Source organism: Clostridium taeniosporum (assembly GCF_001735765.2).
Lineage (GTDB): Bacteria > Bacillota > Clostridia > Clostridiales > Clostridiaceae > Clostridium > Clostridium taeniosporum.
On sequence record NZ_CP017253.2, the window covers coordinates 2,529,592 to 2,548,777 of the forward strand.

Consider the following 19,186-nt stretch of genomic DNA (forward strand, 5'->3'; position numbering starts at 1 on the left):
TAATATTATAATTTTTGGCAAAATTCTATTTTCTCTTCTGAAGGACCTTTTATCATAAAGAACTTAACACCATTGTCCCAAAAAGGTAAATATTGAATACTATCATGTAATAAATAATAATCTCTACTTTTAATTTCATTAAATAAATCTTCAATATTATTAACACTTATAGCTATATGATCTACCGCCCCTGATTTTCCAGCTACATTTAATGTTTCATATGTTTCTAAAACCATATCATTTAGTTGAAGAAATGCTACTTTTTCTTTTGCTTCTTCATTAAATGTTTCCATTAAAGTTTTAAAACCTAAACTATTATAAAATTTCTTAGTTTTTTCTATATCTTTAGTTGGAATTCCTATATGGGCCATCCCTAGAATGTTCTCAGTCAATTTTGTAACCTTCTTTCTTAATTTCTTTAAGCACTTTCTATTTAGAAATTTTTACTACTGCTTTTACAATTTCAGCTTTATTCTTTACGCTATAATCCATTGCATTTTGGACATCATCAAATTCAAAAATATTTGTAACAATTCCCTTTAAATTTACTGCTCCACTTTCTACAGCTTTAATTGCCATTGGATAAATATGTCTATATCTAAATACAGTTTTAAATGTAATTTCTTTATCTAAAGCTAAACTCATTGGCATATTAATCATACCAGTTTTACCATATCCAACTAATACTATGTTTGAACCTTTCTTAACCATACTAACTGCTTGTTGAGAAGTAATATCTGTTCCAGCTGTTTCAAATGCCAAATCACAACCTTTGCCATTAGTTAATTCTAAAATAGCCTTTACTGCATCTTTTTCTTTTCCATTTATTACTGCTGTTGCTCCTAATTCTAATGCTTTATCTAATCTATTTTTCATAATATCTACAACATATATTTCTGTTACGCCCATTGCTTTTAATGCAAGCATTGTAACAAGTCCAATACAACCTGCACCTAATACTACTGCACTTTGTCCTGCATGAGCATCCCCTTGTTTTGCTGCATGGAAACCTACAGCAAGTGGTTCTATTAATCCACCTTCCATAGTACTCACATTATCTGGTAACTTAAAACAAAGATCTGCTTCATGAGCTACATATTCTTGAAATGTTCCTCCAACTGGTGGTGTTGCAAAAAATATTACATCTGGACAAAGATTATATCTTCCAGTTTTACAAAATTCACATTGACCACATGTCTTTCCTGGTTCTAATGCTACTCTATCACCTACTTTTAGATGTGATACATTTTTACCAACTTCAACTACAACTCCACCTGGTTCATGTCCTAATACAAATGGTGGTTCAACTATATAATCACCTATTCTTCCTGTTTCGTAATAATGAAGATCTGATCCACAAATTCCAACATAATCTATTTTTACAAGGACTTCATTATCTAATACATTAGGTATTTCTCTTTCTTCAAAGCCCATTTTTCCAATTCCATTCATTACTGCTACTTTCATTTTTCCCTTCATCTTTAATCATCCTTTCAAATTTTCATATTATGCTATGTCTTAATATTGCTCATCATACTTTTCTTCTGAGAATATAAATACATTTCTAAAACATAGCAATTCATTTATAATTAATAATTCATCTATTTCTAGATAAAATATTTTTCTATTTAACTTTTTAATTTTGATTTTCTATATCTTTAAATTTAAATGCTATTGTTAATAAAAAACTTATTATAAAAGCAATTATGCATCCAAGTAGAAAACCTTTAAATCCCATTCCTAAAAAAACTGGTATTGTTCCTAAGCCTGGAAATGCAAAAGACATAGCACTTGAACCACTTGCTCCAACTATAGCACCACCTATTCCACCAGCTATACAAACAAAAAGTAATGGTCTTTTTAATAAAAGGTTTACACCAAATAATGCTGGCTCTGTTACTCCAAATATGGCTGAGATTGATGCCGATGCTGCTACTGTCTTTAATTTTTTATTTTTAGTAATAAAAAATACTGCTAAAGCTGCTCCAGCTTGTCCAAAAACAGCTGGCCCCATTAAAGCTAAAATTGTATCAGATCCATTTAAGGCAATATTATTAATTGCTAAAGGAACAAGACTCCAATGAAATCCAAAAATAACCATAGGTTGAATCAAAAATCCTAAACATGCTCCTGCTAAAGCTGAATTTAATTGGTAAATATTTGTGTATGCATTTGCTAAAACATTTCCAATTACAGTTCCAATAGGTCCAAATATTATAAATGTTATTGGAACTACTACTAAAACAGAACATAATGGAGTAAAAAATTCTTTTACTACATTTGGTATAATTTTGTTAAAAATACATTCAACATAATGCAAAAGTGCAATTGCTAAGATTATTGGAATTACACTTGATGAATAAGTTACAGAATTAATATTAATTCCTATGAAATCTATTATACTTTTCTCTTTAAATAAATTTGTTATATTAGGATGTAGCATTATAACTGCTACAAAAACTGCTGTATATTTATTAGCTTTTAATTTTTTAGCACAAGTAAATGCTAAAAATACTGGAATATAATAAAAAAATGCATCTGCTATACCATTAAAAATTACATATGTATCACTACTTGGTGATATTATATTAGTAGCCTGTAATATGGCAACAATTCCCTTTAAAATTCCTGCTGCGCTCATTACATTAATAATAGGTATGAACATACCGGATATAATATCTATAGCTTTCTGTAGTAAATCGTTTACTTTTAATGCATAATTATTTGACATAATTGTTCCACTTCTTATTTTTTCAGTTCTCATTTTAATCCCCTTTGCCTCGTACTTTTTAAAGTAGTTTTATAAAAGTTCTTTAATATTATATTAAAAACCTTTTCTTTATTTGTCAATAGTTTTTTATAAAATAATATTTTTTTATTCTTTAACAATGCTCTTAAAACCTTTCAAACACAACATTCCAAAGTTTATTAAAAAATTTAGTATTTTTATAAATTTATAAAGAATAAAAAATAGCCATTATGTATAATGACTATTTTCTTGAATTTTTATATATTTTATTTTTAAATTTGCTTTATAAAATCTTCTATATGTAATAACGCTGCCCCTACTGCACTAGATTCTAATTTATAATGACAAACTCTTAAATACTTAATATCTATTTCAAATGTATTATATTTAGATATACTGTTTTTGACTTCATCAATATGTTCATCTAAATATGCTCCTACATATCCTCCTAATATAATATTACAATCAAATGCCATTCTTAAATTATTAATAACAATAGCAAGCTTATTAATATAATCTTTCCAAATTTCAACCTGTTCTTTGTTACTATTATTAAGCAAAGTAAAAAATTCTGATAATTTTCCCTTAGTACTATCTGACAATACTTTTGCTGAACAATACGCATCTACACATCCTTTCTGTCCACAATAACATTGTTTTCCATTTGGCATTATTACCATATGACCAAATTCTCCAGCACGCTCATTATCTCCAAGATACATTTTTTCATTATAATATATTGATCCTCCTACACTATTACTTAGTGAAAGATATATTATATTTTTTTCACTATCTTCATTCCAAAGTTCTGCTTTCCCTGCTGCATTTGCATCATTACAAAATATACATTCATAAGGTATATGTTTAATTAATTCTTCACATCTTGTATTCTTTATATGTAAAACATGAGAATCTATTATTTCTTTCTTATCTGAAGAAATAATTCCAGGAATAGAAATTCCAACACCTAAAATTTTTGAATTTCTAAATTCACTATTTTCTATAAATTCACATAATATACCTGCAACATTCTTATAATATTCATCACTATTTTCAAAATGTTTTTCTATTCTTATGTTCTTTAAAATATTTCCTCCTAAATCAACTAAAACTATACTTATATGATTTTGAGTAATATCCAGACCTGCCGAAATTCTTGAATCCTTAACACAAACTATAGCCTTTGCTTTTCTTCCACCAGTAGATTTAAACTCTCCATCTTCACTAATTAATCCTTCTTCTGATAAAGTCTTTAAATGTTGGGCAATAGTAGGTAAACTAACGCCCAAATTTTTAGCTATTTCTTGTTTTGATGTTTTTTTACTATTATATATAAATCTATAAATAGTATTTCTATTGTATTTTCTTACTTCTATATTAGTGGTTTTTTCATATAACATAAAAATACTCTCTCCAATATCTTTTTACTTTAATATAAATTTTAATTATTAAATAAAAACATTATTTACAATAATATTTTAACATACAATTTTACAATAATATAATTATTATCACCTTAATGTAAATATATGTATCCTGTGAATAAAATTATTTATTTTACTAAATATGATACAATATTCATATATTGCATGAAATAGTTTTAAAACTAAACTGCACAGAAAGGAAGTGAATTACTAGAAAGTTTACTCAATTATACTTTCTAGTTATAAATTATGAAAATATCAATAATTTATTTTAGTAAAACAGGAAAAACAAAAGAAATGGCAGGAGTTATTGCTTCTGGGATGAAATTAGAAAAAAATATTGAAGTAGGAATTTTTCATATTGATAATATTGATTATAATTTTGTTGATGAAAGCAAAGCTGTAATATTTGGTACCCCAACTTATTATGCTAATACATGTTGGCAAATAAAGAAATGGTTTGATGAATCTTCTGGATGCAATCTTAGTGGGAAAATTGGTTCTGTATTCGCAACAGCTAATTATGCACAAGGTGGTGCAGATACTGCTATACTAACCATTATTAATCACCTTATGGTTAAAGGTATGTTAGTTTATTCAGGTGGTTCTTCTTTAGGACAACCGTATATTCATTTAGGGGCTGTTGCACTAAAAGAAAATTTTGAAGAAAGTAAAGGAATGTTTAAAATATTTGGAACTCGTATAGCTAAAAAAGCAATTGAATTATTTACAAACTAATATATAATCCTTAATAATAAACTTAAAAAGAACTGTGTGATAGAGAATGTAGAATAATTTGTGTAAATTAAATATTTTAATATATTGTATAACTGGAAATTATGTTTCCAGTTATATTTTTAATATTTTTACAAATACTAAAACTACGTGGTTTCATAATTTTAGTATGCACTAAAATAAGTATTATATACTGTAATTTTCTAATAAGTACAAGCTATATTGCTAACGCTTCCTCGATTCTATCTTTGAACATTATTTCTAATTTTAAAAGAGTTATTCCCCAATTAGCTATTGGTGAAGTCCATTTTTTCATAACTTGATCTGTTGCTAAATATAATGATTTTCGCAAAGAATCATCTGTTGGAAATACTGTTCTAATTTTAGTGAATTTTCTTAATTGCCTATTAAATCCTTCTAGTGCATTAGTAGTGTAAATCATTTTTCTAATTTCTTTAGTATATGAAAAATATGTAGACAATCTATCCCAATTTTCATACCATGAATCTGTTACAGTACTATAAACATCATCCCATTTATTCTTTAGCCTATCGAGCTGCGTTAGCGCTATCTCCTCTGTATCTGCTTTATACACCAGTTTTAAGTCTTTCATAAATTCTTTTCTATTTTTATATGATACATATTTCATTGAATTTCTTATTTGATGTATTATGCAATTTTGAATACATACTTTTGGAAAAACAGCTTTAATAGCATCTGGTAATCCTCTTAAACCGTCCATACATGCAATTAATATGTCTTTAACACCACGATTATTTAAATCATTACAAACGCTAAGCCAAAATTTTGCTCCTTCGGCTTCGCCAATCCATATTCCTAATATATCTTTATAGCCTTCCATATCAACACCCATGCAAATATAAGCAGCCTTTGTAACTATTCTATGTTCGTCTCTCACTTTAAAATGAATAGCATCCATATAAACTATAGGATACACAGGATCTAACATTCTATTTTGCCATTCAGCAGCTGCAATCATTACTTTATCTGTTATTTTAGATATCATTGATGGAGATACATCTATTCCATATAATTCTTCCAGTTCGGATTGAATGTCTCTTGTAGACATTCCACGAGCATATAAACCAATTATTTTTTTATCTAATTCATTACAATCAGTTTCATATTTTCTTATAGTTCTTGGTTCAAACTCTGATTTTCTATCTCTAGGAATATCTATAGGTATCTCCCCGTAGCTGCTTCTAACATCTTTTTTTGAATACCCATTTCTATAATTCTTGTCACTATCGTTATCGGTTCTCTCATATTTTTCTCTACCTAAATGTTCTTCCATTTCAGCTTCAAGTAGTTGTTGCATAACATCTTTTAATAATCTTTGCATTAACCCATTCTTACCCACAACATCGTCCATACTTTTGCATTTCTTTATTTCTTCTTGATAATTTATATCTGGTACTCTCATTTGTAATCCTCCTCTAATATTCATAAGTATATTATTCCAAATCTACCATAAAACCATTCAAAAAAAGATGTAGTAGATTTGCTTTTACACAAATCTCACTACATCCCCGTGTGATATTAAATTTTCTAATTCAAATTCACATAGTTCTTATTGTTTATAATTACTAAATTGTATTTTTTTCTAAAGATATATTAACATCTATTATGCATCCATTTATCTCCATGGATATGCATGCTACTTTATCAGAACTAGAGTTTGTAGTAAACTTTCCATGTATAAGTGTTGGCGTAGATATATCTACATTTACATCATTATTAGAAAAATTAGTTGAGGCATTTGCAGTCAACATATTAACTAGTTCAGAAATAGCACTTTGTGCTAATTCATTAAATTCATCTACAGGCATACCCATCATCATAGTTGATGCAATTTTTTTAGCATCTTCTTCATTCATAGTATATATAATATTCCCTTTGATATCACCAATAAGTCCTATTATAATTATAACACCTGGACTTTCTATAAATCTCCCCTTTAGACTTACTCCCTTTTTTTTAACATCACCTAAACCTAACTGAGGCATTACATTTGTAAATGCATCTAATATAGGATTTATATTATTGACATCCATTCACTTTCACCTCTTTTAAATCCTATATTTATTGACAAATATCCAAACTGAGTTTTAACTTTTGCAGAATAATCATTATCTACTTCCACTCTTGATATGTTCATTGATTCTCCATGAAAAGTAGTTGGTGGTGCAACTCTTAATCCAAACACCTTATTATTCTTATTTATCATTGAACATGCATTTCCTGCAAACATATTAGCAATTTCGGCTACTACATTAAGTAATTCTTTTGTATCTTTTGCCTCTCTTTTTAATAATATTTTTACAAGATTTTTAGCTGTTTCAAATGACATATCAAAAATCATTCTTCCTGAACATTTTCCAATAATACCGACAATGACCACAATACCTTCACTATGTATTTCTTTGTCAATATTATTTTCATCAATAACTTGAACCTCTGTTTTTGTCAGTCTATTAAATAAATTTATTATAGATTCTTTAAATATATTTGGATACAAATTTTCTAATTCAGAATAAAGTTCTTCATCCCCCATAACTCTATTTATTAATAAAGTTAATTCTTCCGAATCAACTGGTTTTTGAATATAACCTGATATATTAGTCTTTTTAGCTTTCTTTATAAGTTCATCATCCATCATTGCACTAACAACAATAACTTTAATATTTTTATCAATTTTATGAATCGCTCTTGTACATTCGAAACCATCAGTACCTGGCATAGTCATATCCATGGTAACTAAATTAGGTTTCTCTTTTTTTATAGATTCAATGGCTTCTTCTAAAGATTGTGCTTCACCAACAACATTAAATCCATTTTCTGTTAATACATCTCTAAGTAATGCTATTTGAAATGGTGAATCATCAACTATTAAAATTTTTATATCTTTCATATATTACTCCACCTCTTTTATTATATAATATAAGAATATTTAGCATTTAATAGAATTTTTTTACTTTAACCATAATTAAATTGCTCATATAATTCATATTTAATATTTCGAGTATATTCAACATTTCTTGATACTTTGAGTTTGTATAGCATTACTTTTTTACTAATTTATAATTTTATTAATAATTTTTTTCGTTATTATTTTTTATTTGTTTAAATATATATTTAGCTTTTTCATCTGATTTACTAGATATCTTGCATAAGCCTAATATAAAAAATATAGTTATAATTGTTACAGATATAATAATTATTTTCATCATCTTAACGTCCTCTTTAAATAAATTTTGTATTATTATAATTATCGAAAATATAAAACTTTTTTTAATGTATATAGTAATTATTCCTAATTAAATTAAAAATATACATTATAAGCTACTTATACTAATTTAGATAATTCAATGCTAAATTCTTTACCATTACTAATATAACTTGCAAATTCTACAATGATTTTACCTAGCTTTTTCTTATGTTCATTTACTTTTGTTGGCTTGATATGCCTACTTAACTTTATTGATAAATATACAAATAAATTTTTATTAGTAAATTTAACCTTTTATCTATTTTATATACTAAGCATTCATCATTTAAACTTAACATTCATACGTTCTTTAAAATTCAAATGTTTATTTTTACATAATTTTGTGTTATGATTTTGGTTGTCCATATTGATTATCCTAGGTGTTTAATTTTGTTTATATATTAAATCATCATATAGATAATCCACTATGGATTTTTTGTTAGTTCGATTCATTATAAAAATATTCATTTAAAATATATTACATATTATTCAAGGGGGAAATTTTAATATGAAATTTAATTATAACCTTCCAATAAATCTTTTATTTGGAAGAGGTAAAATAAATGAAGTAGGAAAAGAAGCAGCTAAATATGGAAAAAAAGTTCTTATAGTAACTGGTAAGAACAGTACAAAAAAAAGTGGATTACTTGATAAAACAATTAATTTATTAAAACAATCAAAAATTGAAGTTGAAGTTTTTGATAAAGTTAGTCAAAATCCAGTTACTACAACAGTATATGAAGGAGTTGAAGTTGCAAAAACAACAGGATGTGATGTCATTTTAGGACTTGGTGGTGGAAGTATTATGGATGCTGCAAAAAGTATTGCATTTTCAACTAGAAATCCTGGTGATATATCTGATTACATATTTGGAATAAAACAAGGAACAGAAGCATTACCAATAATTTTAGTTCCAACAACATGTGGAACAGGAAGTGAAGGAAATAGTTTTTCAGTTCTTACTAACCCTGAAACTAAAGACAAAAAATCTCTTAGAACCAATGCTATTATTGCCAAAGCATCAATTGTTGATCCAGAACTTATGGTTACAATGCCAAAACATATAATTGCATCAGTTGGATTTGATGCATTAGCACACAATATGGAAGCCTATGTATCAAAAGCAGGACAACCATTAACTGATATACAAGCCCTTTATGGAGTTAAATTAATCGCTGAAAATTTACCTAAAATATATAATGATCAAACAGATTTAGATGCCTGGGAAAAAGTAAGCTTAGGAAGTACTTTAGGTGGTATGGTAATTGGGGTAGCAGGGGTAACAGCCCCACATGGACTAGAACATCCTGCAAGTGGATTACGTGACATTGTTCATGGAAAAGGTCTTGCTGCATTAACACCCATAATTGTTGAAAAATCATGGCAAAGTGACATAGAAAAATACACTAATATATCAAAATTATTAGGTGGCACAAATGCTGAAGATTGTTCAGATGCTATAAGAAATTTCTTAAAGAAAATTCACTTAAATATAACATTAAGTGAACTTGGAATAGAAGCAAAAGATATTGATTGGATGGTAAAAAATTGCATGAAAGTTTCAAAACCAAGCATTACAAATCATCCTAAAGAATTTACATTAGAAGAAATAAAAGATATTTACTATAAATCATTATAATAAATTAAAATATTCTTGAATATTAATAATTCTATTATAATAACAAAAAACTATATCATATTATAACTAATAATTATAAAAATGATATAGTTTTTATATTATAATATCGTCACTAATTTAAATATAGACTATCTTCTAAACTTAATTTTGTTTAATACTAGATTAAGTATTACTCCAACAATTGCTGCAAAGCTTAATCCAGATATAGATACTGCATCATTTATTTTTATACCTATTAAAATTCCAAATTTCTTTTCTATATATGTTCCTAAAAAACCTATTATCAATATGACTGCAATTATAATTATATTTTTCCAATTCATTTTTACTTTTTCGTATTTCAAAGTTTTAAATCCTACTAATGCAATCATAGTAAATAGCATTAAACTAATCCCACCCATTACAGCTTGTGGAATAGTGCTTATTACTGTACCAAATTTAGCTATAAAACTTAATATTATTGCAAATACAGCTGCTAATCTTAAAATTGAAGGATCATAATTTTTTGTCATTGCTAAAACTCCAGTGTTTTCTCCATATGTAGTATTAGCTGGTCCACCAAATAATGCTGCTGTCATAGTAGCTAGTCCATCACCTAATAATGTTCTATTTAAACCTGGTTCTTCAATAAAATTTTCTCCTACAACTTGACCATTAGTAGTTATATCTCCTATATGTTCCATAAATGTAGCTAATACTACTGGTACAATAATCATTATAGCTCCTAAATCAAATCTAGGTAATGTAAAGTTTGGAGTTGCTATGAAACTTGCTTCTGCAATTGCTTGAGTATCTACATATCCAGTAAAGTAAGATATTAAATATCCTACAAATACACCACATAATATTGCAATTTGTGATATAAAGCCTTTTCCTAAATATTTTACTGCTAATGTTACTCCTAGTGTTACAACTGCAATCATTATATTTTCTTTTGCCATATTAAATGCTGTAGGAATCAAATTTAATCCAATTACCATAATCATAGGTCCAACAACCTGCGCTGGTAATATGGCTTTTATTTTATCAGTACCAATTTTTTTGATAATAAAAGACATTAAGACATAAACTAGACCTGCTATCATTATTCCACCTTGTGCATATCTCAAATCTCCATATGATTCTTTAACTGCACATATTACAGGAATAAATGCAAATGATGATCCTAAAAAGACGGGAACTTTCATCTTGGTACAAACATGAAATATTAATGTTCCAATACCAGCACAAAATAGTGATACAGAAATATCAAGACCTGTTAATATAGGAACTAAAACCGTTGCGCCAAACATTGCTATTAAATGTTGTAATGCTAAAACTAACTTTCTAGCAATCCCCTTTGAAGAAACTTCTTCCAATTGTTCTTTTTTATTGTTACTTACGATTTCTGACATAAAAAAAATACCTCCTTAAAAATAAGAGGAAAATACTATTATCTATCTCCCCTTTTTAGCCTCTCTGGACTAAATTAAAAGTTTTTGTTAAAATTTTAATTTTTTAATAATCTAAATTACTTTTAAATCGTTCTTTATTTTATTATATCTAAAATTTTTTAAAAGTAAATAAATTCTTTTAAATTCTTCTAGAAATTTATTTCATTATTTTGTATTTTTATTCTAAACTTATATAAAAAACCTATAAAGTAAATATTATTTTCAATATTTACTTTATAGAAAATATTGATTAGTAAAGTTATACGTTTATATTATAAATGAGAATAAAATTTTATTCTTTAGGTATCCAACTATTTACTAAATCTTCATTATTTTTCATCCAATCTTTTGCAATTTCTAAAGGATCTTTATCACTATTATCTTGAATATCACCCATTAAAGATCCTAGTTGTTTACTATCCACCTTAAAATTATTTAAGAATTGTGCAACCTCTGGCATTTCTTTTGAGAAACCTTTTGTTGCCACTGTATAAATATCCTGAGCTTCACCATAAACTTTTTTTGGATCTTCTAAGAATTTAAGATCCCAACGAGCAAACTTCCAATGTGGTTTCCATCCTGTTACAACAATTGGTTCCTTTTTATCTATTGCTTTTTTAAGCATAGCTGTCATTGTAACGCCACTACCTTCTACAAGCTCTAAATCTAAGCCATACTCTTGTATTCCTTTATCTGTAGCTTTCATTATACCTGCACCTGGATCAATACCTATTATTTTTCCTTCTAATTGATCTTTAATTTTATTTAAATCTTCTATACTGTTTATATCCATATATTCAGGAACTACTAAACCTATCTTAGCACCTTCAAAATTAGTTCCTATTTTTTCTATATTTTCTCCATATTTATCCATATAATCTTTATGAGCAAGTGGTAACCATGAATCTAAAAAAGCATCCATATCACCAGTTGATACTGAAGTATATACCATACCTGGTTCTCCTTGCTTCATTTCAACTTCATATCCCATTTTATCTTCTAATACAGCTTTAGCTAAATTAGTCATAGCTACTCCATCTGCCCAGTTTACATATCCTAATGTTACTTTTCCCTTTGAATCTTCTGTTTTTTGTGTTGAATTTTTCCCACATCCACCTAGCATTCCTACAGCTAATACACCAACAAATGCTAATGACATAATCTTTTTTAAACTTTTGTTCATTACTATTCCTCCTTTATTATTAAATCTCTTTTTAAAGAGATATGTGTAACTAAATTAATTATTTTCTCTTAAAACTTAAGTAATTCTATATAATATCATAACTAAAATAAATACGACTAACTCATGTTTTGAAAACCTATACCTAAGTTTGTTTAAGTAATACCATCATATATATGCATATCTGTCAAATATAATTATCTCTTATGATAAATTCAAAATAGAGTATTTTTATTAGTAAATTTTAATGTTATTAAAGTAAGCAATATTATTATAACCATACTTGGTATAATTAATAACAAATCTTTTAATCTATATGTTTACATTGTATTTATGCTTTTTATAAAATTATAAAACATTCAATTTTAATAAAACTTATCTTGGTTAACATATTGTATTATTACTTATAAATTTATATGATATAAAAAAAATCCTCCTTACTTAAAAATAAGAGGAAAATACTATTATTTATTTTCCCTTTTTAGCCTCTCTGGACTAAATTAAAAGTTTTTAAAAATTTTTAATAATATAAATTGCTTTATGATTATTTTTTTATTCTTTATGGGGTACTCATAAAACCTTTAGAATACAGTATCACATAAATTATCCACAGATATTTAGTAATATAATTTCATAAGAATAAAAAACCTATAAAGTAAATATTATTTTCTTATATTCACTTTATAGGAAATATTTCTTAATAATGTTATTTGTTTATATTAATATAATATCTTCATTTTGAATAAGAATAAAATTTTTATTCCTTAGTTTTTTACTCCTTAGGTATCCAACTATTTACTAGATCTTCATTATTTTTCATCCAATTCTTTGCAACTTCTAAAGGATCTTTCTTACTATTTTCTTGAATATCCCCCATTAAAGATCCTAATTGCTTATCATCCATTTTAAAATTATTTAAAAATTGTGCAACTTCTGGCATATCTTTTGCAAAATCTTTTCGTGCAATTGTATAGATGTTTTCAGCTTCACCATAAGCTTTTTTTGGATCCTCCAAGAATTTAAGATCCCAACGAGCAAACTTCCAATGTGGTTTCCATCCTGTTACAACAATTGGTGTCTTTTCATCTTCTGCTTTTTTAAGCATAGCTGTCATTGTAGCTCCGCTACCTTCCATAAGTTCTAAATCTAATCCATAATCCTTTATTACTTTATTGGTAGTTTTCATTATACCTGCACCTGGATCAATACCTATTATTTTCCCATCTACTTTATCTTTAATTTTATTTAAATCTTCTATACTATTTATATCCATATATTTAGGAACTACTAAACCTATCTTAGCACCTTCAAAATTAGCTCCAAGTTTTTCTATACCATCTTTGTATCTTTCCATATAATCCTTATGAGTAACTGGTAACCATCCATCTAAAAAAGCATCCATATCTCCAGTTGATAATGAAGTATAAATCATTCCAGCTTCACCTTGCTTCATGTCAACTTCATATCCCATTTTATCTTCTAATACAACTTTGACTAAATTAGTCATAGCTACTCCTTCTGCCCAGTTTACATATCCTAGAGTTACTTTTCCTTTTGAATTTTCTGCTTTTTGTGTTGAATTCTTTCCACATCCAGCTAACATTCCTATAGCTAATACGCCAACAAATGCTAATGACATAATCTTTTTCAAGTTTTTATGCATCATTATTCCTCCTTTATTTATTAAATCTATTATATTTATTAAATAAATATTTGTAGTTAAATTATTTATCTTTTTTGTTTTTTCCTAAAGCTTGAGTAATCCTATCTAATACCATAGCTAAAATAACTACGGCTAACCCACTTTCAAAACCTGTACCTACATCCATTTGAGTAATACCATTATATACTTCTCTACCTAATCCACCAGCACCTATCATAGCAGATATAACGACCATTGATAATGAAAGCATTATTGTTTGATTTACTCCTGCTAGTATAGTTGGTAAAGCAATAGGTAATTGTACTTTATATAACATTTGATTTTTTGTAGATCCAAATGATTTTGCTGCCTCAATTACATCTTCTGGAACTTGTTTAATACCTAAATTTGTAAGCCTAACTGCAGGTGGCATAGAGAAAATAACAGTAGCTATAGCTCCTGGAACTTTTCCCATTCCGAAAAATAAAACTGCTGGAATTAAATATACAAAAGCTGGCATTGTTTGCATAAAATCTAATATAGGTCTTAGTATTTTAGCAACTCCATCATGCCTAGCCGAAAAAATACCAAGTGGTACACCTATTAGTAAAGAAATAAATGCTGATACCAATATAAGTGCAAGTGTTTCCATTGTTTGTGGCCATAATTCCATAGCATCAATAAATAGTAATCCTACTAATGTAAAAATAGCAGTTCTTTTATTAGTAAGTTTAAATGTTATTAAAGTAAGAGCTATTATTATAACTATACTTGGTATAATTAATAATAAACCTTCTAATCCAGATATTAATGCTTCGTTTATAACTTTTATAAAATCAAAAAAAGGCTCAATATTATTTTTTAACCAATCTATTATAAGTTCTATATATGATCCTATATGTAAAGTAAACATATTATTCTACATCCTCCTCTCCAGCAATTCCAGCAATTATTGTAGATCTTTTTATAATTCCCATTAAAATATCATTTTCATCAATAACTGCAATAGGATATTGTGTATCCTTAGCTACAGATAATAAATCAGAAATTGCTTCATCTGGAGATGCTTTAGGAACATCTTTTATTATTATATCTTCTACAGTCTTTATATTTTTCTTTGCAAGTTCTAATGCATCATCAATATTTACAATTCCTCTTAGTTTTCTTTCTTTATTAATTACATAAATACTAGAAATACCTTCATCTTTCATGATTCTAACAGCTGCTTTCGGACCATCTTTTTCAATTCTTATAGCTTTTGCCATTTCCATAATAGTAGATGATGTTATTACTTTTGTTCTATCTACATCTTGAACAAATTTTCTTACATACTCACTAGCTGGATTAGTTAATATGTCTTCTGACGTACCTATTTGTTCTACAACACCATCTTTCATGATTGCTATTCTATCACCTAATCTTAAAGCTTCATCTAAATCATGAGTTATAAATATTATAGTTTTTTGCATTTTAGCTTGTAATTGTAACATTTCTTCTTGCATTTCTTTACGTATTAATGGATCTAATGCACTAAAAGCTTCATCCATAAGAAGTATTTCTGGATCTGTAGCTAATGCTCTGGCCAGTCCAACTCTTTGCTTCATACCTCCGCTCAATTGATCTGGCATGCTTTCCTCGTATCCTTTTAAGCCTACCAATTCTAAGCATTCATATGCTTTTTCTTTTCTGGTTTTAGAATTTACTCCTTGTATTTCTAAACCATATGCCACATTATCAGCAATTGTTTTATGAGGGAAAAGTGCAAAGTTTTGAAAAACCATAGCAATCTTTTTTCTTCTTACTCCTAAAAGTTCATTTTCATTACATTTTAATATGTCTTTTCCATCTATTAAGATCTGTCCACTTGTAGGTTCAATAAGACGATTTAAACATCTTATTAATGTTGATTTTCCACTACCCGACAATCCCATAACTACAAAGAACTCACCTTTGTCAACTTCAAAATTAGCACTATTTACGCCAACAGAATTTCCTGTCTTACTATGTATTTCAAGTTTATCCATTCCTTTTTCCAACATAGGAATAACTTTTTTAGGATTTTTTCCAAAAATTTTATATAAATCTTTTACTTGTAATTTTGACATATTTACCTCCTCTTATAATTATTTTTAACTTATATTTAATATTATATTTAATATAAATTAAAAATTTCTTTAACTTATCCTTAGTAAATAATCATTTTTAATTTTAAATATTAACAATATTAAATATGATATAACATTTGTTATCAACTAAGTAGCAACTTTAATTTATCATAAAGTTGTTACTTTTGTCAAATTAATATACTATAATAGTGCAAAAATGCTTGAATAATTTTACAACTGAATAAAATAAAAAAACATTTATGATAAATCCTTGTTATAATTGAGTTCCCACACAACAACGACAGCAAGGAGCTATACATAAATGTTTCAGAACACAATTATATCAGATGAACTATCAATACACAATTTTTTTAAACAACTAAATTTTGATTTATATCTAACTAAGCCACAATTAAATCATCTAGAAAGTATCATGAATGCAATGATTTCAAGAGGTTACAATGGTAAAGTGTCTGATATAGCGGAGCTTGCTTCGCATACGCATCGAACAAGTATCACAAGATTTTTATCAAAGAGTACTTGGAATGAAACACTTTTAAGCAAATCATTGAAGTCCCTAGTTTTACAACTAATATGGAATAAATCAAAAGAAACTAAAAAACCTATATATTTTATTATTGATGACACTATTTCAGAGAAAACTAAGCCCTCGTCAAAGGCTAAAAATATTATTGAAAAGTGTTCATTTCATAATTCTCATTTAAAAGGTAAAACAGTATATGGTCATCAAATTTTAGTTTCATTGCTTTCTTGTGATGGGTTAGTACTTCCTTACTCAATAGATATCTATGATAAAGATTCTATGAGTAAAATAGAATTAACTCAAAATTTAGTTGAATCACTACCTAAACCTGAAAATAAAGGTTATGTTTTGTGCGATAGCTGGTATAGTTGTAAAGCTATTTTTAATAGTTCCATAAAAGCTGGTTACAGCTATATAGGAGCTTTAAAAACTAATAGAGTTATTTATCCCGAAGGACATAAAAGATTAGGAATCAAACTTCACAAATTTGCAACAACTTTAAATATAGATGATTTTAACCTTGTCACCGTTAAAGATAAACAATACTATATTTACAACTATGTTGGTGATTTAAAAGATAGAAAAAATGTTTCAATTGTTCTTAGCTACCCTAAAGATTCATTTCAAAAAGAAGGAGCATTAAAAACATTTATTTCTTTAGATACATCACTAAATCCTTTAGATATCTTAACTCAATATACTGACCGATGGGCGATTGAGCCATTTTTTAGAGATTGTAAATCTTATTTAGGTCTTAATGGATATCAAGTAAGAAGTGAAAAGAGCATCAACAGATATCTTACAATAATGATAATAAATTATACCTATTGTAAATTGTATTCTAATAGCTCATACCACTTTAATACTGGATATAACTGTGCTAAGAAAGATTTAGAAAAATCTAAAATTATATATATCTATAAGGCTGCCGCTAACGGAAAGCCGTTAGACGAAATTTTTAAAACATTAAAAATAGCTTAGAAATCTATTTGGTTATTCAACTGTAAAATTATTCAAGTAAAAATGCACTATCATAGTAATATAAATAATCAATACAATAAATACAAATTATAGAAATATATTCATATTGATTATCCATATATTCAAAAATAATATCCTAATAAATATTTATATATTTTAACTTCAAACTTATTATTTACTTTATTTCTAAAAATATTTATTAAAATAGAACATTTAAAATAAAAATCTAAAATTATATAAGTATAAAAATCTTATTCATATAAATAACGATATTACATAAACATCAAATAAAATTTTTAGATAAATAAAAAGGAGTAATTCTCAACTTTAGAATTCTCCTTTTAATTTATTTTTATAATTTAATCATATTTTTTATTTATATATTTCCTGTATAATCTTCGTTTAAAAACATTGCTGCTTCTTTATTCCTTCTTCTGTATAATCCTTCTAATCTCCTTCCTCCTGCATTACTCCATGCTTGAAAATTAGACGTAATTATATCTTTATCTCTTATTCCAGAAATAATGTTTTTATATAATGTAGATACAAGTAATCCTGATATTCCACAGTTGTATGCAAACGAAACCAAAGCATCAAACTGATTTTGTTTTAAAAATATCCCTTTATAATCTAAATCTTTCTTTATTTCTTTAGCATATTTATTATTAACTAATTTTTTTAACATTTCACTTGCTTCACTTTCAGTTATACTAGATAATCCTTTTATTTCATCTCCAGTCATACCATATCCTATAGTTAATACCCCCACAGAATCATAATACGGAATAGATGAAAATCCCTCCCAAGACTTTATAAAATTGATACATTTATCTGATACCAAATTATCTTCTATCATATGACCATTTTTATCAAAAGTATATTTTTTACCATCAATAGTTGCAGTACAATCTATATAACATTTACCTTTATAGCCATTACTAGCTTCCTCAAGATAATACCAATTACCTTTTAATTGTATCCAACCTATCTGCATTACTCCATTTTTATTCATATAATACCATGAACCATCTTTATCTTTTACCCAACCAGCTTGCATTATACCTTCATCATTTAAATAATACCATTTGCCTTTTTCCTCATACCAACCTTTTATAAGTTTTCCATCATCACCTTCAACACACCATCTCCATTGCGCCATATGATTTTATCCTCCTTAGTTTAAAATAAAGGTAATCTAATTCTTATTTTTAAAATATTAACCTCTAAAATTAAAAAAATTTCAAGGAATTGAGAATCATATATAGTTTATAAAACTTATACTACATAATATGAACTCACTTATTAATTAGTTCACATTAAAAATATATATTTTATTAATTTTTTTTCTCAAACTATATATTTTATTATTAATTATAAATTAGAGAGTATATAATTTACACTTTCATAACCAATATTTATACTAAATTAGTTTTTATCTATTTTTTAAGCTTCAAAGATTTTATAA

At 26.8% G+C, this 19,186-nt stretch carries 17 protein-coding genes; 3 read left to right on the plus strand and 14 right to left on the minus strand.

The window, feature by feature from the left end; translation table 11 throughout:
- Positions 1-5 precede the first annotated feature (5 nt).
- The 4 genes from BGI42_RS11690 to BGI42_RS11705 form a co-directional block, all read right to left on the minus strand.
- Positions 6-392 (minus strand): VOC family protein, encoded by a 387-nt coding sequence (locus BGI42_RS11690; RefSeq protein ID WP_476695890.1) that lies wholly within the window; start codon positions 390-392, stop codon positions 6-8.
- A 37-nt stretch (positions 393-429) separates the two neighbouring features.
- On the minus strand, positions 430-1,479 hold the full coding sequence (locus tag BGI42_RS11695) for an NAD(P)-dependent alcohol dehydrogenase (RefSeq protein WP_069680472.1): 1,050 nt from the start codon (positions 1,477-1,479) through the stop codon (positions 430-432).
- A 157-nt stretch (positions 1,480-1,636) separates the two neighbouring features.
- Positions 1,637-2,764 carry a PTS transporter subunit EIIC gene (locus tag BGI42_RS11700; RefSeq protein ID WP_069680473.1) on the minus strand — a complete coding sequence of 376 codons (1,128 nt, stop codon included), beginning with the start codon at positions 2,762-2,764 and terminating at the stop codon, positions 1,637-1,639.
- 257 nt (positions 2,765-3,021) lie between these two features.
- Positions 3,022-4,149 (minus strand): ROK family transcriptional regulator, encoded by a 1,128-nt coding sequence (locus tag BGI42_RS11705; protein ID WP_069680474.1) that lies wholly within the window; start codon positions 4,147-4,149, stop codon positions 3,022-3,024.
- Between the two features lie 273 nt (positions 4,150-4,422).
- On the opposite strand from BGI42_RS11705, the gene BGI42_RS11710 reads away from it, so the two are divergent.
- Positions 4,423-4,911, plus strand: a complete 489-nt coding sequence (locus BGI42_RS11710) for a flavodoxin family protein (RefSeq protein ID WP_069680475.1) — start codon at positions 4,423-4,425, stop codon at positions 4,909-4,911.
- A gap of 214 nt (positions 4,912-5,125) precedes the next feature.
- On the opposite strand, the gene BGI42_RS11715 is transcribed toward BGI42_RS11710, so the two are convergent.
- From BGI42_RS11715 to BGI42_RS16095, 4 genes are all read right to left on the minus strand, one after another.
- Entirely contained in the window at positions 5,126-6,352 is a 1,227-nt protein-coding gene (locus BGI42_RS11715; protein WP_069680476.1) for an IS256 family transposase, read from the minus strand.
- Between the two features lie 163 nt (positions 6,353-6,515).
- Positions 6,516-6,983 carry a chemotaxis protein CheX gene (locus tag BGI42_RS11720; protein ID WP_069680477.1) on the minus strand — a complete coding sequence of 156 codons (468 nt, stop codon included), beginning with the start codon at positions 6,981-6,983 and terminating at the stop codon, positions 6,516-6,518.
- Positions 6,965-7,840 carry a response regulator gene (locus tag BGI42_RS11725; RefSeq protein ID WP_069680478.1) on the minus strand — a complete coding sequence of 292 codons (876 nt, stop codon included), beginning with the start codon at positions 7,838-7,840 and terminating at the stop codon, positions 6,965-6,967. The genes BGI42_RS11720 and BGI42_RS11725 overlap by 19 nt, the downstream gene beginning before the upstream one ends.
- Before the next feature lie 178 nt (positions 7,841-8,018).
- Complete coding sequence (locus tag BGI42_RS16095) at positions 8,019-8,159, minus strand: hypothetical protein (protein WP_158523405.1); 141 nt, start codon at positions 8,157-8,159, stop codon at positions 8,019-8,021.
- 546 nt (positions 8,160-8,705) lie between these two features.
- Here BGI42_RS16095 and BGI42_RS11730 point away from each other — a divergent pair.
- A complete protein-coding gene (locus tag BGI42_RS11730) occupies positions 8,706-9,836 on the plus strand; it encodes an iron-containing alcohol dehydrogenase (protein ID WP_069680479.1) in 1,131 nt (376 codons plus the stop codon).
- Positions 9,837-9,964: 128 nt separating this feature from the next.
- Here the strand turns inward: BGI42_RS11730 and BGI42_RS11735 are convergent, their stop codons facing one another.
- The 5 genes from BGI42_RS11735 to BGI42_RS11755 all read right to left on the minus strand — a co-directional run bounded on the left by BGI42_RS11735 (position 9,965) and on the right by BGI42_RS11755 (position 16,196).
- The gene (locus BGI42_RS11735; protein ID WP_069680480.1) at positions 9,965-11,230 is read right to left on the minus strand and encodes a uracil-xanthine permease family protein; all 1,266 of its coding nucleotides are present in this window, start codon (positions 11,228-11,230) and stop codon (positions 9,965-9,967) included.
- A 331-nt stretch (positions 11,231-11,561) separates the two neighbouring features.
- Positions 11,562-12,452, minus strand: coding sequence for a glycine betaine ABC transporter substrate-binding protein (locus BGI42_RS11740; protein WP_069680481.1), 891 nt, complete (start codon positions 12,450-12,452; stop codon positions 11,562-11,564).
- A 769-nt stretch (positions 12,453-13,221) separates the two neighbouring features.
- Entirely contained in the window at positions 13,222-14,112 is an 891-nt protein-coding gene (locus BGI42_RS11745) for a glycine betaine ABC transporter substrate-binding protein (protein WP_069680482.1), read from the minus strand.
- Between the two features lie 61 nt (positions 14,113-14,173).
- Complete coding sequence (locus tag BGI42_RS11750) at positions 14,174-15,004, minus strand: ABC transporter permease (protein ID WP_069680483.1); 831 nt, start codon at positions 15,002-15,004, stop codon at positions 14,174-14,176.
- A 1-nt stretch (position 15,005) separates the two neighbouring features.
- The gene (locus BGI42_RS11755) at positions 15,006-16,196 is read right to left on the minus strand and encodes a quaternary amine ABC transporter ATP-binding protein (protein ID WP_069680484.1); all 1,191 of its coding nucleotides are present in this window, start codon (positions 16,194-16,196) and stop codon (positions 15,006-15,008) included.
- A 322-nt stretch (positions 16,197-16,518) separates the two neighbouring features.
- Between BGI42_RS11755 and BGI42_RS11760 the strand changes: the two genes are divergently transcribed.
- Positions 16,519-17,721, plus strand: coding sequence for an IS701 family transposase (locus BGI42_RS11760; protein ID WP_069678787.1), 1,203 nt, complete (start codon positions 16,519-16,521; stop codon positions 17,719-17,721).
- Positions 17,722-18,097: 376 nt separating this feature from the next.
- On the opposite strand, the gene BGI42_RS11765 is transcribed toward BGI42_RS11760, so the two are convergent.
- On the minus strand, positions 18,098-18,880 hold the full coding sequence (locus tag BGI42_RS11765) for a lysozyme (RefSeq protein WP_069680485.1): 783 nt from the start codon (positions 18,878-18,880) through the stop codon (positions 18,098-18,100).
- Positions 18,881-19,186 lie beyond the last annotated feature (306 nt).

What these genes read in the sequence shown, in the direction of transcription:
- BGI42_RS11695 (WP_069680472.1), bottom strand. Translation starts at nt 1,479, where the DNA reads ATGAAGGGAAAAATGAAAGTAGCAGTAATGAATGGAATTGGAAAAATG.
- BGI42_RS11700 (WP_069680473.1), bottom strand. Translation starts at nt 2,764, where the DNA reads ATGAGAACTGAAAAAATAAGAAGTGGAACAATTATGTCAAATAATTAT.
- BGI42_RS11705 (WP_069680474.1), bottom strand. Translation starts at nt 4,149, where the DNA reads ATGTTATATGAAAAAACCACTAATATAGAAGTAAGAAAATACAATAGA.
- BGI42_RS11710 (WP_069680475.1), top strand. Translation starts at nt 4,423, where the DNA reads ATGAAAATATCAATAATTTATTTTAGTAAAACAGGAAAAACAAAAGAA.
- BGI42_RS11715 (WP_069680476.1), bottom strand. Translation starts at nt 6,352, where the DNA reads ATGAGAGTACCAGATATAAATTATCAAGAAGAAATAAAGAAATGCAAA.
- BGI42_RS11720 (WP_069680477.1), bottom strand. Translation starts at nt 6,983, where the DNA reads ATGGATGTCAATAATATAAATCCTATATTAGATGCATTTACAAATGTA.
- BGI42_RS11725 (WP_069680478.1), bottom strand. Translation starts at nt 7,840, where the DNA reads ATGAAAGATATAAAAATTTTAATAGTTGATGATTCACCATTTCAAATA.
- BGI42_RS16095 (WP_158523405.1), bottom strand. Translation starts at nt 8,159, where the DNA reads ATGATGAAAATAATTATTATATCTGTAACAATTATAACTATATTTTTT.
- BGI42_RS11730 (WP_069680479.1), top strand. Translation starts at nt 8,706, where the DNA reads ATGAAATTTAATTATAACCTTCCAATAAATCTTTTATTTGGAAGAGGT.
- BGI42_RS11735 (WP_069680480.1), bottom strand. Translation starts at nt 11,230, where the DNA reads ATGTCAGAAATCGTAAGTAACAATAAAAAAGAACAATTGGAAGAAGTT.
- BGI42_RS11740 (WP_069680481.1), bottom strand. Translation starts at nt 12,452, where the DNA reads ATGAACAAAAGTTTAAAAAAGATTATGTCATTAGCATTTGTTGGTGTA.
- BGI42_RS11745 (WP_069680482.1), bottom strand. Translation starts at nt 14,112, where the DNA reads ATGCATAAAAACTTGAAAAAGATTATGTCATTAGCATTTGTTGGCGTA.
- BGI42_RS11750 (WP_069680483.1), bottom strand. Translation starts at nt 15,004, where the DNA reads ATGTTTACTTTACATATAGGATCATATATAGAACTTATAATAGATTGG.
- BGI42_RS11755 (WP_069680484.1), bottom strand. Translation starts at nt 16,196, where the DNA reads ATGTCAAAATTACAAGTAAAAGATTTATATAAAATTTTTGGAAAAAAT.
- BGI42_RS11760 (WP_069678787.1), top strand. Translation starts at nt 16,519, where the DNA reads ATGTTTCAGAACACAATTATATCAGATGAACTATCAATACACAATTTT.
- BGI42_RS11765 (WP_069680485.1), bottom strand. Translation starts at nt 18,880, where the DNA reads ATGGCGCAATGGAGATGGTGTGTTGAAGGTGATGATGGAAAACTTATA.